At 55.9% G+C, this 16,712-nt stretch carries 9 protein-coding genes, 1 tRNA gene and 3 pseudogenes; 6 read left to right on the top strand and 7 right to left on the bottom strand.

Going from position 1 to position 16,712, the window contains the following annotated elements; all coding sequences use genetic code 11:
* Positions 1 to 228 precede the first annotated feature (228 nt).
* From L53_RS03715 to L53_RS16695, 5 genes and pseudogenes are all read left to right on the top strand, one after another.
* On the top strand, positions 229 to 3,261 hold the full coding sequence (locus tag L53_RS03715) for a TonB-dependent receptor (RefSeq protein ID WP_034811585.1): 3,033 nt from the start codon (positions 229 to 231) through the stop codon (positions 3,259 to 3,261).
* A gap of 165 nt (positions 3,262 to 3,426) precedes the next feature.
* Positions 3,427 to 6,456, top strand: coding sequence for a TonB-dependent receptor (locus L53_RS03710; protein WP_051607526.1), 3,030 nt, complete (start codon positions 3,427 to 3,429; stop codon positions 6,454 to 6,456).
* A 171-nt stretch (positions 6,457 to 6,627) separates the two neighbouring features.
* Positions 6,628 to 7,374: a FadR/GntR family transcriptional regulator gene (locus tag L53_RS03705; RefSeq protein ID WP_034811583.1), complete on the top strand. Its 747-nt coding sequence runs from the start codon at positions 6,628 to 6,630 to the stop codon at positions 7,372 to 7,374.
* Between the two features lie 278 nt (positions 7,375 to 7,652).
* Positions 7,653 to 7,847, top strand: a pseudogene (locus L53_RS16700) (transposase); the annotation flags it as partial.
* A 67-nt stretch (positions 7,848 to 7,914) separates the two neighbouring features.
* Positions 7,915 to 8,130: pseudogene (locus tag L53_RS16695) on the top strand (helix-turn-helix domain-containing protein); the annotation flags it as partial.
* 298 nt (positions 8,131 to 8,428) lie between these two features.
* Here the strand turns inward: L53_RS16695 and L53_RS17700 are convergent.
* The 7 genes and pseudogenes from L53_RS17700 to L53_RS03670 form a co-directional block, all read right to left on the bottom strand.
* A pseudogene (locus tag L53_RS17700) lies at positions 8,429 to 8,623 on the bottom strand (DUF6538 domain-containing protein); the annotation flags it as partial.
* Positions 8,624 to 8,780: 157 nt separating this feature from the next.
* Positions 8,781 to 8,855: transfer RNA gene (locus L53_RS03695), tRNA-Glu, on the bottom strand.
* 78 nt (positions 8,856 to 8,933) lie between these two features.
* Positions 8,934 to 10,727: a single-stranded-DNA-specific exonuclease RecJ gene (gene recJ, locus L53_RS03690; protein WP_034811578.1), complete on the bottom strand. Its 1,794-nt coding sequence runs from the start codon at positions 10,725 to 10,727 to the stop codon at positions 8,934 to 8,936.
* A 65-nt stretch (positions 10,728 to 10,792) separates the two neighbouring features.
* Positions 10,793 to 11,746, bottom strand: a complete 954-nt coding sequence (gene glpX / locus L53_RS03685) for a class II fructose-bisphosphatase (RefSeq protein WP_034811576.1) — start codon at positions 11,744 to 11,746, stop codon at positions 10,793 to 10,795.
* A gap of 57 nt (positions 11,747 to 11,803) precedes the next feature.
* On the bottom strand, positions 11,804 to 13,057 hold the full coding sequence (locus L53_RS03680) for a homoserine dehydrogenase (RefSeq protein WP_233347523.1): 1,254 nt from the start codon (positions 13,055 to 13,057) through the stop codon (positions 11,804 to 11,806).
* 110 nt (positions 13,058 to 13,167) lie between these two features.
* The gene (locus tag L53_RS03675) at positions 13,168 to 14,376 is read right to left on the bottom strand and encodes an LL-diaminopimelate aminotransferase (protein ID WP_034811572.1); all 1,209 of its coding nucleotides are present in this window, start codon (positions 14,374 to 14,376) and stop codon (positions 13,168 to 13,170) included.
* A complete protein-coding gene (locus L53_RS03670; protein ID WP_156947805.1) occupies positions 14,373 to 14,810 on the bottom strand; it encodes a hypothetical protein in 438 nt (145 codons plus the stop codon). Before L53_RS03670 ends, L53_RS03675 begins: the two co-directional genes overlap by 4 nt.
* Positions 14,811 to 14,882: 72 nt before the next feature.
* Here L53_RS03670 and L53_RS03665 point away from each other — a divergent pair, with 72 nt between their 5' ends.
* Entirely contained in the window at positions 14,883 to 16,712 is a 1,830-nt protein-coding gene (locus tag L53_RS03665; protein WP_034811567.1) for an alpha/beta hydrolase, read from the top strand.

Genomic DNA, 16,712 nt, shown 5'->3' with positions numbered 1-16,712 from the left:
ACCAATTCTCTCACGCACCTGAGGTGAGCCGACGAAACTATTGGGCGTTTGGTGCAATATCGCGTGATATAAATGCTATATATTCAATTATTGCATCATTGGTCCTACCAATTTTGACGACGATGTAAACCAGATTGGTTGACATTCTCTAGAGTGCGGTGTTGGTATCTTCGTAAGCGCCTCACATCAAGATGGGGCCATGATAATACGTATAGGGAGGAATTTGGTATGTACGATCACGCACAGGGTGAATCCGCTCATCGGAAAGCACGCTACTTTTGGCGCACCGCGTTACTCGCTGGTGTGGCCCTGCCTTTTGGAACTATTGCATCGGCACAAGACGCGCCGGTCACCGTAACCGACACGAGTATCGACGACGAAGCGCGCCAAGACACGGTTATCGTAACAGGGATCCGCTCTTCTCTTGCGAGCGCATTGAATGAAAAGCGGAATTCCGACAATCTGATTGAAGTGATCCAAGCTGAGGATATTGGCAAACTTCCGGATCAAAATCTGGCGGAAGTCCTGGAAAATATTAGTGGTGTCCAAATCACCCGGGAAGCCGGTGTGGGTACGGGCGTGCAGATCCGGGGGACAAACGCCAACCGGACAGAAATCAACGGTGTTTCAACCGTAGGCTCTGGCGCCGGTCGAGGCGGAATCAGCTTCGAGGATGTATCAGCATCCATGATCGCCGCTGTTGAAGTGACCAAAGCCCCAGAGGCCAAGACTATTGAAGGCTCAGTCGGCGGAACCATCAACCTGCGGACATTGCGTCCGCTGGACCTTTCTGAACGTTTGCTCAGTGTGCGCATCCAGGGGGAGGACAGCAGCCTCACAACTGACGGCATCACGCCAAGACTGTCTGGCACCTTTGGGAACAAATGGTCGACGTCCGCGGGCGAATTCGGCGCTGTAGCAAGCATCAGCTATACAGAGCAGGACGTTTCCGCCTTTCGTCCTCGTGTCGACCGCGACAATTTCGTAGCAGCCGATAGTGGACTTGCGAGCGCCCAAAGCTTTGACTACCTGCCTATCCAGTTCTTGATACAAGACTATGATAACTTCGAGTACGAGACGACGAATTTCGCGGGTACTTTGGAGTGGGCTCCAAACGACAATCTGAAATTCTTCTTTGACACAATCCTGAACGATCAAGAGCGCCTTCAAGAGAGTTCGCGTATTCAGGCATCAGGTGTCTCGGACCTGATAGGCATTGCGGCTCCGGATTCGTTTGAGACGATCAATTTCGGTTCACTCGACGGTCAAACGACGGGCAGCATCGAGGGCGCACTTACAGGCGTAATTCCAATCCAGTCCGATGGCAGCGACGGCAATTTGCGCTTCTCAAGTGACACCAATTCGCGCCTGACAGAAAGCCAGATTTTCAGGCTGGGCACGGAATGGCAGATCACCGATCGTCTCGGGAGCCGTTTCGAAGTATCGAGCTCGTCATCCGACACCACGACCCCAAGCTTCAACACGACGCTCAACTTCATCAACCCGAATGCGGCGACCAATTCCAGCAATGAAAATGGCACACCGTTCGTTTACGATCTTCGCGGTGCTCTAACTTGGGGGATTTCGCAGGAACCTGCTCTGGGCGGCCCGACGACTGCCGAGCTGCTCGATCCCGCTAACGTCGTACTGCGCGACGTGAACATCAGTGAGAGTCGGGCGGAAAACAGCGAAGACGCCTTTCGAGCCGACTTCGACTATGACTTTGACGGACTTGGCGGCTTCGGAGACGTAATCAAATCTGTCGACTTCGGTTATCGCTATAACAAGTCTTCGAGCCTAAACGACGATATCACGTCGAACCTGGGATTAAGAACTTTAGCGGATAGCCCAACAGGTGATCTGTTTGCCGATATCCTTGTGGCTGGACCAAATAATTTCAACTCCGCAGACGGAAGAGCTCTATATGTCCGCGACTTTCTGCTGATCGACCCCGAACTTGCTAATTCAAGTCCAGATCAGGTGCTTGCAGCTCTGAATGCTGCGATCCTTGGGCATGGTGGCTCTCAATCCATCGATTCACCGACGTCCAGCCAAGCTGCGTTCTTCGATATCGAAGAAGAAACGAACGCACTCTACGCGCAGGCAAACTTCGAGTACGGGATATTCCGGGGCAATGCCGGCATTCGCTATCTGGAAACTGAAGTCACCTCCACCGGCAACACGATAACCAATGGTATCGCCACGCCGACGTCGACATCCGGCAGCTATGACTTCGTGCTTCCACGGTTCAACCTAGTTGCAAGTCCCACGGAGGACGTGTTGCTCCGCTTTGGCTATTCGAAAGACATTCGGCGCCCAGACTTCAACGACCTTTCGACGTCCGTCACATACAGCACGAGCCCAAATCCGCCGGTCAGTATCGGCAATCCAGGCCTGAAGCCACAGGAGGTCGAATCGTTCGACATATCAGCAGAATGGTACTTTGCACCTTCAGCGGTCGTTAGCGTCGGCTATTTCCACAAGACGCGAACGGGCCTGTTTGTGGGCCAACAAGAAAACCCGGTCGAAACGCCAGCTACCCTCGCCGATGGTTCACCCACGCTTGTTCGGGATGTGACAGCCCCTTGTGAAGGTGGCGGCGTGTACAACCCGATCGCAGACTGGAACGTATTCGCGCCACTGGATGCCAGTGGAAACCGACTTCAAGGCGTCGGTCTGTGTGTGCCATCGTCGCAAATCGTCAATGGTGACGGTGAGAACACGCAGAAGGGCTACGAAGTCGCCTTCCAGTATGATCTCTCTGAATTTGAGGATCGGCTTGGTTGGGCATCTGGTTTCGGCCTTCTGGCTAACTTCACCCATCTTGAGTTTGATGGTGGAGAAGAATTCTGGACCCCAACATCTCGTGCGACAACCGTATTCGACTCGCTGGGCGCAACCGACGTTCAGCTTCGCGTGACGGAGATTGATCTATCCGAGAATGCCTACAACACGACTATATATTACGAGAAGTACGGCTTGTCGGCGCGCGCCCGATACACGTGGCGTGACGCGTATCGGTCAACAGACTTTGGCAGCACTTCGAGCTTTCCGTGGGGCTTCCCGGTTGTGCAGGCTGCAAGAGGGCAACTCAATGCCAGCGTCACCTATGATGTGAACGAAAACCTCAGCCTTGGTATTGAGGGCGTGAACCTCACAGAGTCCGAAGTGAAACAGTACTGCGTGAACGACGGCGCACTCCTGTGCTTCCAGGGGCTTACGGACCGTCGGATCACATTTGGTGCGACGTATAACTTCTAGAACCAAGGTTTGAGACGAACGCGCTTTGCCGGTCCATCACGGATATCTCGCAAGCGCTGACACAATCAGGGACGCCGAAACTTCTTCGGCGTTCCTCGCAATAGACCACAATTTGATGGCAATAAAATTTCCCGAGCAGGAAAGCCAATCCCCGAGGAGGACGAAATGTCAGGACAAAGAGCACAGACAATCACTCAATTTACCCGGAATGCTTTCAGGCTTGCGCTAGTCAGTTCCGTTGCCATTCCTTTCTCAGGATTGGCCGTCGCCCAAGATGCGGATGAGCCGGTTGAGATCACAGCAGATGAAGAGCGGCAGACCCTGGACACGGTGACCGTCACTGGGTCACGCCAAACCATTCAAAACACAATTGACATCAAACGCACATCCACAACTATCGTTGATGGCTTGTCCGCGACCGACATCGGCGACTTGCCAGCATTGTCCATTGGTGAAGCCCTGGAATCCATCACCGGGGCGGCATCCCATCGCGAGAACGGCGGCGCCACCGAGATCTCTATCCGGGGCCTCGGGCCGTTCTTGAGCGCAACAACTTTCAACGGCCGAGAAGCGACAAATGGCTCCGGCGACCGCTCCGTAAATTTCTCTCAATTCCCTTCAGAGCTTATGAACAAGCTCGCAATCTACAAGACTCAGGATGCAAGCCTGATAGAAGGCGGTGTCGCTGGGCTCATTGCGCTTGAAACCCTCAAACCGCTTGAATATGGCGAGCGCCGCTTTCAGGTCGACCTGAAGGGCAATTACAATCCCGACCAACAGAACATCAGCGACTCGATGGCAGGAGACCTCGGCTATCGCGGCACGCTCAGCTATGTCGACCAATTCGAAGTAAACGGAATGGGAGACATCGGGTTCTCCGCCGGACTGCAGCGCAGCGATATCTCCCAGCCGGAACAAGAAATGCGTTCGTCCAGTCCAAGCGGCACGTCCATGTTTGCCTGTATCGCTGACCCTAATGACCCCGATCTGCGCGGTTACGCCAATGGCAGCAACGGTGATTGCGAAGATCTGGGACCAAACTCCAGCAACAATGATGGCTACAATACAACCATTGATCCAGCCACCGGACTGGCAGTCGATGATGGTTTGGCCTACGCTTGGGCTGGCAGTTCGCGTGGTTTCCGTCAGAATGACACCCGCGATGAGCGCGACTCCGCCTTTGTCGCGCTGCAATGGCAGCCGAATGACCGCTGGGATCTGAACTTCGACGCCCAGTGGTCTGAGCGCGTTCAGTCGGAGGACCGCCACGACCTCAATTTCTCCAATATGAAGCGGAGCACCGAAGACGTCTCGCTTGAAAGCCTGATTGCTCAGCCGAATGGCGTGGTCCAATTCTTGGAAACCCAGTCGGACATCGAATCCAATGGTGAAATCTATTCCCGCACGGAAGAGTACTTTGGGTATGGCCTGAACGGAGCATTCGATGTCACAGAAAAGCTTACCGTTTCAGCCGACTATTCTTTCTCCGAGACAACCCGTGAAGAGCTTCAGGTATCCATGCGCGTCTCAAGTCAAGGAGGCCCAGGTTCCGGCGGACGCGAGAATGTGTCGTGGGCCCGAAACGGCGATGGTTTCGTCAATTTCTCGGTAGTAGATTTTGACGTCAATGACATTTCCAACTTCACCGACGGTGTACGTGCCCGAATCGACAGCGACGTAGACCGCCGCAATACCGTTCAAGCCCTGCGGCTGGATGCAAACTATGATGTCGACTGGGGGGCGATCAACCGTCTCGACTTCGGCGTTCGGAAGTCTGAACTCGAATATGTGAACCTTGCCGGCACGCGCACCGAAGTAACAACAAGTGATCTCGACCCTTCGAACATCCCTTGCGCGAAAAACTTCGCTGAAAGCGATTTCCTGAGCAGCGCATCTGGCGCGCTTGTCACTCAATTCGACAGCTCCGGAGACATCGTGAACCAGACGAACAGCTGGGCGACCTTCAACAATCAATGCCTGCTCAACTACATATTGGATGCTGAGGGCGTCAGCTTCGCCTACCCTGACCAGGAATACGGCAACAACGGGACGACGGACGTTACCGAAAAAACGACCGCTTTCTACGCGATGGCCAATTTCGACACCGAGCTTGGCAGCAAGCCGTTTCGCGGAAACTTCGGCGTACGCGTCGTAAACACTGATGTGGAATCGCTTGGTTTCCGAAATGCTCTGTCGATCATTACGAACACTGATGGCACAATTGACCTGCTTGAGGACACCTCAACAGTCGAGAGAATCGCCGGCGGAGGCGACTATACGGAAGTCTTGCCAAGTCTGAACATGATTATGGAACTCAGAGACGACGTGCTACTTCGAGGAGCTGTCTATCGAGGCCTGTCACGCGCGGATCCGGCCGACATGAACTTTTCGCGTTCATTCAGCACTGATACGGATGATGGTCCGACCACGCTTGAAGAGCTGATCACCGGCGTCAATGCTTCAGGTAATCCAAGCTTTGACCCCCTGACATCCTGGAACTACGACGTCGCGGCTGAGTGGTACCCGAATGAGGATACGATCCTGGCGGTCACTCTGTATGCCAAGGATTTCACAGGTGGCTTCGAAAACGCCGTTACCCAGGAGACGTTCACGATCGATGGACAGCAAGTCACGGTGCCGGTGACTCTCCTGTCAACGAACGAGGACACGAGTTCCCTTTACGGCATAGAATTGACGGCATCTCATCGCTTTCAAAACCTGCCAGAGGTGCTTGACGGTCTCGGCTTCAAGATCAGCTACAATCTCGCTGACTCTGATTTTGAGTTCGAAGACAGCCTTTATGGCGATCAGGGCTATCGGGATGAAAACGGTAATTTTGTCCAGACCAATGCCGGCATTCTTGCACCGGGCAACATTCCAGGATTTTCCGAACAGACCTTCTCGGGCCAACTCTATTATCAAAAAGGACCTTTCGACGGGTCGATCATCTACAAGTATCGGAGTGAGTACTTCCAGCCATACACGTCCAACGGCACGCGTCTGCGTTACGTAGGAGACGTCGGTGTGTGGGAAGCGCGCGCATCTTACCGGATCAATGATAATTGGCGCGCCTCTGTCGAGGCAATCAACTTGTTTGATAGCCCGAAAGAGCAGTATTTCTTCACCAATGATAATCTGGGTGAAGTAAACTATTATGGTCCTCGGGTGTTCTTCGGCATCCGCGCGCGTTTCTAGTTGTGATCACTGGCGGCGGGATACCCGTCGCCAGTGTTTCTTAACCTCAAACTGGTAAGACCATTTTGTAAACCCCTTGTATTTCAACAGGACGGTGGCTATTTTTAGTATAATTCGAACTCGTAAGCATGCTTGCTGGTTCGTTTATTCGACACCACGGGAAGGCCCCGCATGACAGAGAAACGACTGTACCATACCGTCGCCCGAGCGATTCTGGACATGATCGATTCAGGCGCCTATCCACCCGGAACTCGCTTGCCCGGTGAGCGCGAACTCGCGGAACGTTTCAACGTCAGTCGCGTGGTTGTTCGCGAAGCTGAGATCTCCTTGGAGGCCGTGGGCAAGGTAGAAATCAAGGTTGGGTCTGGCGTCTATGTGCGTGACTCACTGGCCTCCAACGGCCTCGCTCTCCCGAATGTTACGCCATTCGAATTGACGCAAACCCGTCTGATCTTCGAATCCGAATGCGCGGCGCTGGCGGCAACTGCCATCACGGACGATCAGATTGCCGAACTTGAAGCCACAGTCCAACGCATGGCCGAGGCCCCGCACGATTCACCCGACGGCGAAAAGGCAGATCGCGACTTCCACATGTTGATCGCCAAGGCGACCGGCAATGAGGCTAACGTGTTTATGCTGAAGACCTTGTGGCGGATGCGAACAGAAGTCGATGCTGTGAAACGCGTCTATTCGGCCGTTTGTCACGAGGACAGCTCCCATCGTGTAAGCGAGCACACCGAAGTCTTGGAAGCTCTGCGCGACCGAGACCCACAAGCCGCCCGACTGGCAATGCGTGGACACTTCTCACGCCTCTTGAAAGCCCTGCTGGACGTTTCCGAACAACAGGCCATTGAAGATGCTCGCCGCAAATCTCACGAAAACCGTGCGCGCTTCCTCCAGAATGGCATCGGTGCTTGACGCCTCCGCGGAAAATTCGTTCGAACCTCCCTCACCTCCTTGTCGGTTGGCTAAGCGCCAGGGCGCTTCCAGTTGACTTGGGCAATGGATAGCAGGATCGGAAGAGGCCCTATAACCCGCTCTCTTTTAGTGCTCCAGCACCACGCCGATCGAAAAAGTAGCGTTTCTCTACTCAGTGGTCTGATAACATAAGTGTTCCCCGTCAGCGACCATGAGACAGATCGGCTAAATTGCTAAGTGAGGGTTTGTGGCTCATCATTTCCTTGGAAGGAAAGACGATGAGGCAGAAACCAAAGGCCGAAGGATCGGCGGAACGACACGTCAAAGAGATCAAGCGACAGACGCGGCGGAAGTTTTCAGCCGAAGAGAAGATCCGGATTGTTCTCGCAGGACTGCGCGGAGAGTATTCCATTGCGGAGCTTTGTCGGCGCGAGGGGATCGCTCAGGGCTTGTATTACACCTGGTCGAAGGACTGTAGATATGTACAATTCAGCGAGACACCTTCTTTATTCTCCCCAATGGGGAAGAAAGGTGTTTTCAATGAACAGAGATCAGCGCGAGATACAACGCAAACTCCGGGTTTTGGAGCATGCTGACAAGATCGGTGATGTAAGCAAGACGTGCCGGTATTTCGGGATTGGACGAGCAACATTCTATCGATGGCGCAAAGCCTACTCTGAGACCGGTGAGTCTGGTTTGGAAGTTTGGAAACTCCACGAATACTGGCGTTGGCTTGAGTATATGCGTCCGCCAGAACACCGGCTGCAGCCGTCAAGAGAGCATTGCGCATAGGTGTATCTGTCGGAACCACCGCCGAAGAATTTGCTGTTGACTCGAAATAGAAGTCTACGAACCAGCCCACGACTGCCTCCAGCTCATCTAGATCCCCCTGTCTAAGGATTTCCCTGAGACTGGATAATTCTTTTTCAAGATATGGCTGTTGGCTCGTTTCAGAATCCAGTCGTCGCTTCACGACCAGTGCGCTTTCTTGCTCATAGGCTACACGGCAGAATGCGCGGAACTCGTCTGAGGCTACCCCTTCCCGCAGCACTGAGAACATGCTCTCAAACGCTGAGACTTCGGCAATAGCCGTCGAAGTCGCGACTGACTTGTCGCGGGTTCCGAGTGACTTGATAATGTGCGTCCTGAAACCCTTCCCGCTGGGTTTTGGAAAGTAGTTCACGACGTATACCGGGATCGGATAGCGGATCTCGAATAGTCCGTTCGACCTCGCATACACATAACTCATACAACGATACCTTCGCCTGCGCATGACAGGATCTCCCGACGATCAAATGACCCCCGAGGACGTGCGTTCCAACTGCGTTGAATCATGTTGAAAAGTGTGTTGAAAATCGGCGATTTTGCATCGCGTAACACGTTGTTTTTCAATGGAATTCAAGCCGTGGCAGTCCCTAGGGGAATCGAACCCCTCTTTCCAGGTTGAAAACCTGGCGTCCTAACCGATAGACGAAGGGACCGCACCGGCTCGAAGACAGGCGATATAGCTGCTCATTTCTGACTCGTAAAGCGCTTTGAGCCGGGTTTCTGCAGATAAATCATGCCTCAGCTGCATCACTGACATCCAGCTGTACCCGACGACGACCATTCCACTCATCCGCCTTCAATTTTCCAACAACATGGAGCCGCGCGTTCGGACGAATGACCTCCCCCAAAGGCTGGTCAGCACTACGCCATGCAATGCAATCAAGACGCCCACTGGAATCTTCGGCGGTGAACTTCAGATGATTTACACCAACCTGCCGCACGCCCGTCACATGCACCGATTGCAGCGCGAAAACAGGCTCGGGAGATCCGACGCCAAACGGGCCAATACCGGCAATCTGGTCGACCAGCGCAGGAGATGCGGCGCCTGGCGACAGGATGGCATCCACGGCGAGTTCCAGTGCCGCAGCGCGCTCTGCAGTAAACTGAGCCATATGGCCGACCATCCAAGCATCGAAGGCAGGAATTTGCTCGGGCTCCAGACTCAGGCCACCGGCCATAGCATGGCCGCCCCCCGACAGAATAACTCCTTCACGCGCCGCGGCAGCAATCGCGTCCCCAATGTTCACACCGGCTACCGACCGCCCCGACCCCTTGGCGACAGGACCCAGTCCTTGTCCCCACCCAATCACGATGCTGGGCAGGTGAAACCGTTCCTTTAAACGCCCGGCGACGATGCCGATCACACCAGGGTGCCACCCTTCGCCACTGGCAACAAGGATACCCCGGTCCGGATTATGTTGCAGTGCCTGCTCAGCCTGTGCGGTGGCCTGATCGAGAATCGCCGCTTCGACGGCCTTGCGTTCGTCATTGAGCGCGTGCAGCCGCTCAGCGAGCGCAATTGCCTCTGCCCGGTCATCCGTAGCCAGAAGTTTCGCGGCTATCCACGGATCGCCCACACGACCGCCTGCATTAAGGCGCGGCCCCAGCATGAACGTGGCGTGGTACACACTGTCCACTTTGCTGATCCCGGATACTTCGGCCAGCGCGCGCAGGCCTTCATTCTGACCGCGGGACAGAATGCTGAGCCCTTGTCGCACGAAGGCTCGGTTCACACCGCGTAGCGGTGACATGTCACAAAGCGTTCCAAGCGCTGCGAGGTCAAGAAACGCCATGATGTCCGGTAGACCTTCAGGAGGGGCAATGCCTCGCTCCCGCGCCAATCGGTTCAATGCGGCCGCAAAAACGAAAACAACGCCCGCCGCAGCGAGATGACCGCAACCGGAATTGCAGTCGGGCCGGTTCGGATTGACCAGCGCAGCAGCTGGAGGGTTATGCCCAGCCATCAAATGGTGATCGATGACCACAATGGGCAGACCGATAGCCTCTGCCTCTTCCAGCGCATTGACCGCGGCTGCGCCGCAATCAACGGTAATGACAAGTTCCGCGCCCTTTTCTTTCAAGTGTCGAAAGGCTTCGGGCGATGGACCATATCCCTCTTCCAGGCGATCCGGTACGTAAAGCCCGAGGTCTTCACCCCATGCCCGGAAATATCGAGCGAGAATTGCGGAGCTGGTACCGCCATCGACGTCATAGTCTGCAAAGACCGTGACGCGCTTCTTTGCGAGAATCGCGTCGAGCACAATCTCGGCCGCCTTGTCCATGTCGGAAAAACTCGACGGATCAGGGAATGTCTCCCGCAAGGTCGGGGACAGATAAGTCGCCGCCTCGTCTGGCGTCACATCTCTGGTGGCGAGCAACCGCGCCAACAAGTCAGATCCGCCGACGCTCGGCTGGAGCCGCCGCACCAATGCCTCATCGACGGCCTCCAGTGTCCAGAACCGGCCTGTAGCCGATCTCTGCACATCGAACAGCGTCGTATCTTGCTTTAGGGCTGGGTCAGCCATGGGTTCTCCGGGAATCGCTTCCCGAAGATTCTAACGCATCTAGGCTGTCACGGGAAACGCCCGGCTCAGACCTTATGGTCGGAGCGCACATAACGCACCATGCCGTCGACCGATGTCATGACGAGTGTGTGAGTGTGCACGCGCCCGTCTGCGGATTTCACGCCGCTGAGCATCGATCCATCGGTCACGCCCGTCGCACAGAATACTGTGTCACCCGAAGCGAGTTCATTCAGGGAGTAAGTGCGGTCGAAGTCGGTGATGCCCGTGCGCTCAGCGCGTTTGCGCTCATCATCATTGCGGAACACGAGGCGTCCCAGCATCTGACCACCAACACATTTGAGGGCCGCTGCCGCGAGCACACCTTCGGGCGCTCCACCTTGACCGACGTAGAGGTCAATGCCGGTGTGCGGGTTGGTCGTCGCGATTACGCCGGCCACATCGCCATCGGTGATCAGAGCCACTCGCGCGCCAACCGAGCGCAGGCTCTCAATGATGCCTTCATGACGCGGGCGGTCCAGCACACAAGCCGTCATGTCGGTGACATCCATGCCCTTGTGCTTGGCCAGCGCCTGAATGTTCTCGGCAGGTGTCGCATCCAGACTGATAATGCCTTCCGGATAGCCAGGGCCTACGGCAATCTTGTCCATATAGGTGTCTGGCGCATACAGCAGGCCGCCACGCGGCGCGATGGCCAGCACGGCCAGCGCATTGGCCATGGCTTTTGCGGTTAGTGTGGTGCCTTCCAGCGGATCAAGGGCGATGTCGATCTCGGCTCCTTTACCAGTGCCGACTTCTTCCCCGATATACAGCATGGGCGCTTCGTCGCGTTCACCTTCGCCGATGACCACGCGACCCTGGAAATCAACCTCGTTGAATGCCGTGCGCATCGCATCCACAGCAGCTGCATCGGCTTTCTTCTCATCTCCACGGCCAACCAGTTTGGCGGCGGCTATGGCAGCAGATTCCGTAACACGGACCATGGAATCGGCAAGGCTGGGCGTCAGAACGCTATTTTTCATGAATTCTCAATTCTCCGAACGCGCAAAACATAAAGGCTCTGCGCCTATCTAAAGCAATTAGCTTGCCGACTCGATCCTGATCAGGCGCGGCGGATCAACAGCAATTGCAAATTTTTCCAATCGCGCCAAGGCCGCGTCCATATTTGATCGTTCGCATCGGTGTGTGACAATCGCAATCGGGCTTGCACCAGTATCATCTGCTGAATCTTGAAGCAGCTTGTCGACGGATACGCCTTCAGCGGCCAAAGACTCCGAAAGTGCCGCCAGCGCGCCCGGCTTGTCAGCCAGTCGTACCCGCAGGAAGAACTGGGTCACCTCATCCTTGCGCCCAGTTGTGAAGGGCCGCGCCATGTGGTGTTCTGCGCGTCCAAAGGCCGGACGGATCGCCGGGCGGAACAGCTTTGCGACATCTCCCATCACGGCGCTCGCGGTGGGGCCAGCGCCCGCGCCAGGGCCCGTCAAGGTGACGGCACCCACAGGATCACCTTCGATACGCACCGTGTTCAGGGAGCCATCGATGCGGGCAAGCGGATGCGACACAGGCAAGGCCATTGGCTCAACCCGGCACACAACCCCGTCATCGGTCAAAACGCCCTCTGCGATCAGCTTGATCCGCAACCCGAGGCGATCAGCAAGGCGCAAATCAAGCAGCTCGACCCCATCTACACCAGAGACTTCCACCTTGGAAAAGTCGAGGTCGGCAGAGAAGGCAATGGCAGAGAGGATCGCTGCCTTGTGCGCAGCATCCATGCCAGAAATATCCAACGTGGGGTCAGCCTCGGCATATCCAAGCTTCTGAGCTTCGGCGAGCACCTCATCATAAGCGCGGCCAGTTGCCAGCATTTCTGTTGTCAAGAAGTTGCATGTACCGTTCAGGATACCCGCCACGCGTTTGATTTCGACCCCTGCCAGACTGTCACGCAACACGCGCACGACTGGAATACCACCAGCGACAGCAGCCTCGAACAACAGGTCGACCTGCTTTTCTTCAGCCAGCTTGGCCAACGCCATGCCATGCTTGGCCATCAGGGCCTTGTTGGCGGTGACCACCGGCTTACCTGCCTTAAGGGCCTCTTCGACCGCAAACTTCGCCGGACCGTCAGATCCTCCGATCAATTCGACGAATACGTCGACTTCCGGGTCTTCAGCCAGAGTCGCAGCATCATCGAACCAGCGATACTTGCTTGTATCGACGGGCCGGTTGCGAGACTGGCTACGCGCGCTCACACCTGCAATCTCGATCTTACCCGGAATACGCAGGCGCTCCTGCCGCTCAACCAGTTCGATGAGACCACATCCGACGTGGCCCAAACCCGCAATACCTATTCTCAACGGCCCCAATTGGTCACCCTTTCAATTTGAGTGTCTGACTTTCAGGGGCAGCGCATAGCGGGTTTGGTCGAATGCGTCGAGGGCGCGCGCTACTCTGCCGCGGCAGGCTGGATATCCTTGATCCCGCGGGACTGCAGGAATTTGCGGATATTGCGCGCCGCCTGCCGGATACGCTGCTCATTCTCGACCAGCGCAATCCGGACATGCCCATCGCCTTGCTCCCCAAATCCGGCACCCGGCGCGACGGCCACATGTGCTTCATTGATCAGCTGTAGCGAGAATTCGAGACTACCCATTTCCTTGAGGGGCTCAGGGATCGGAGCCCAGGCAAACATCGAGGCTTTCGGCGACGGGATGGGCCAGCCGGCCCGCGTGAAGCTCTCCACCAGCACGTCGCGGCGTGACCGATAGATCTGGCGAAATTCGTCGACACAATCCTGAGGGCCGTCCAGCGCAGCTGCCGCCGCGACCTGGATCGGCGTGTATGCACCGTAGTCGAGATAGGATTTCACGCGCCCCAGTGCGCCAACAAGCTTCTCGTTGCCGGCCACAAACCCGATCCGCCATCCAGCCATGGAATAGGTCTTCGACATGGTGGTGAATTCAACGGCGATGTCCTTTGCACCATCCACCTGAAGGATCGAAGGGGTCGGCTCGTCAAAATAGATTTCGTTGTAAGCAAGATCGGACAAGACGATCAAATCGTGCTTGCGCGCAAACTTCACGGCTTCCTTGTAGAAATCTAGGTCACAGACTTCTGCTGTTGGGTTGGACGGAAAGCACAGCACCATCGCGGTCGGAGGCGGCACGCAATACTTCACAGCCTTACTCAGATTGGACAAGTACTCTTCCGGCGTGTGCGCGGGCACGCTGCGAATGGATGCCCCGGCGATTATGAATCCGAACGAGTGCAGCGGATAGGATGGGTCTGGCGACAAAATGACATCGCCCGGCGCCGAAATGGCTTGAGCGAGGTTTGCAAACCCCTCCTTGGATCCGAGCGTCACGATGACTTCCCGGTCCATATCGAGGGACACATCGAAGCGACGCTGGTAGTAATTGGTCACAGCGCGGCGCAGGCCCTTGATACCGCGCGAAGCAGAGTAGCCATTCACGTCAGGGCGACGGGCCGTCTCGCACAGTTTGTCGACAATATGCTCTGGCGTTGGCATGTCGGGATTGCCCATACCGAGATCGATAATATCCGCACCTTGCGCGCGCAGCGCCGCCTTGGTGCGGTTCACTTGTTCGAAAACGTATGGGGGAAGTCGGCGGATCTTGTGGAAATCTGTATTCATCTGTTGGCGGCCCGTAGGCCCCTCGTAACTCGTGGAACATCAAAAGCGGATCGTATGGCCTCAATCTCCTCATCCGTCAGGAAGTTGGAGTTGGCCTCAAAGCCCGCAAATCCGCGCCGAACCGATTCCCTGAGGTCTTCGATCTCGGCAGCGGCATTTGCGGGCGCGACCGCTCGCGCGTTCTCCGCAAATACTGCGCGCAACTCAGCGCCGCGCGCTTTCGATGTTTCGAGTGTTTGCCCCGGCGTATTCCCCTTTTCAATTGTCGGAATATCGACAATCTCCGGATAGCCTTCGCCACGAATTTCGACACGGCGCGCATCATACCAGTCCGGTGCCTGGTCGATGGCGGTCCGAACCTTCGAAAACGACCCCGTACATGCTGCCAATAGCAGACAACATACACTTGTCAGGGGAATCGCCGTGTTTTTCATGGTTAAACTCATTAAATCACAATTATTCCGTAGAATAGTTAGAGGCGGCTAAACAAGGCGATATTGGGACGAATGGTCGACCGCAAGAACAATAAAGACAGCCAGCCACTGCTCGCCGAGATTCTCGCCCAGCAAAACCCCGTGCAAATGCAGTCCCTGCTGACCACGCTGGCGCTGGCCAATACAGAATCTCACGCCCTGTTGCTAGATGTCCTGTCAGGATCCGGGCCACTCGGCACTGTGACGAATGGCGACCCCATGGGTGTGGGCGAAGCTTTCCGAGCCGTTGGCCAAGGCTTTGCGAAAAATCCCGCTGCGTTGATGAATGCCAACATGCAGCTCATGCAGGGCTGGATGGAACTCTGGCAGGAAATGGCACTGGAAGGTATGACCGGGGCCGCCAATGCGGTCCGGGACAAACGCTTTTCCGACCCTGAATGGGATCGCAATCCCGGCTTCAAGTTCATCCGCAAGGCCTATGACCTCAACGCCAGATGGCTTATGGGCCTGGCCGACCATGTGAAGGACGACCTGCCGGACAATATTCACCTGCGCGCAAAATTCTTCAGCCAGCAATTGGCCGACAGTCTCGCGCCAACCAATCATCTCGGCAGCAATCCTCAAGCCCTGCGCAACTTCTTCGAAAGTGGCGGCGAGAGCGTACTCGCGGGCATCCGGATGGCCCGCGACGATGTAAAAAAGGGCAATGGCAAACTCTACATCACCCAAACCGACGAGACGCCGTTCAAACTCGGCGAAAACATCGCGACGGCGCCCGGTGAAGTTGTGTTCCGGAATGATTTGATCGAACTGATCCAGTACAAGCCAACTGGCGAGCAAACCTATGCCCGCCCTCTGCTGATCTTCCCGCCCTGGATCAACAAATTCTACATCCTCGATCTGCGCGAAGAAAACTCGATGATCCGCTGGCTGCTCGACAAGGGCCTGTCAGTCTTTGTCGTCTCGTGGCGCTCGGCAGACGAAGTGACCCGCGACTACACGTGGAATGACTATGTGAAGAGTGGCATCTATGCCGCCGTCGAAGCCACGCTTCAGGCGACAGGGCAGAAAGGCCTCAACACCGTTGGGTATTGCATCGGGGGCACTCTACTCTCTTCGGCCCTCGGCCATATGGCCGCTAACGACGACGACCGTATCAAATCAGCAACCTTCTTCGCCTCGCAGTCCGATTTCAGTCTTGCCGGAGACCTCAAAGTCTTCACCGACGAAAACGGTCGCGGCTACATCAATTCCATCATCGAGGAACATAACGGCATCATGCCCGGAACGATGATGTACGAAACCTTCAACTGGCTGCGCCCGATTGATCTGGTCTGGCGCTACGTCATTGACCAGTACATGCTGGGCAAGGAGCCGCGGCCGTTCGATTTGCTGTATTGGAACGCTGACCAGACCAATATTCCGGGCAAGGTACACCGCAAATACCTCAAGGACTGCTACGCCGAAAACAAGCTGGCGCGCGGCAAGTTCAAGGTACTCGGCGAAACAGTGGACCTGAAAAAGGTCGATATTCCGATCATGGTGCAGGCCAGCCGCGACGATCACATCTGCCCCATGGAAAGTGTCTACCGCACCGCCAAGGTGTTTGGCGGCAAGACCAATTTCATCCTCGCCGCCTCAGGCCACATTGCCGGCGTGGTGAACCATCCGGATTCCGGAAAGTACTGCCATTGGACCAATAATGGCGCGCTGCCGGAAACTGGCGCGGAATGGCTCGAAGGTGCGGAGGAGCATGCAGGCTCCTGGTGGCCGACCTGGTGGGACTGGCTACGTCCGAAGTCCGGTCGCAAGGTCGTTGCGAAGCAACCGAAAGACATGGGCCTCGGCGCTGCGCCGGGCACTTATGCCAGAGTCCGTCTCGAGGATATCAGGCTCAAGTAA

This window comes from Hyphomonas sp. L-53-1-40 (assembly GCF_000682775.1).
Classification (GTDB): domain Bacteria; phylum Pseudomonadota; class Alphaproteobacteria; order Caulobacterales; family Hyphomonadaceae; genus Hyphomonas.
This window is presented reverse-complemented; position numbering and strand designations above follow the sequence as displayed.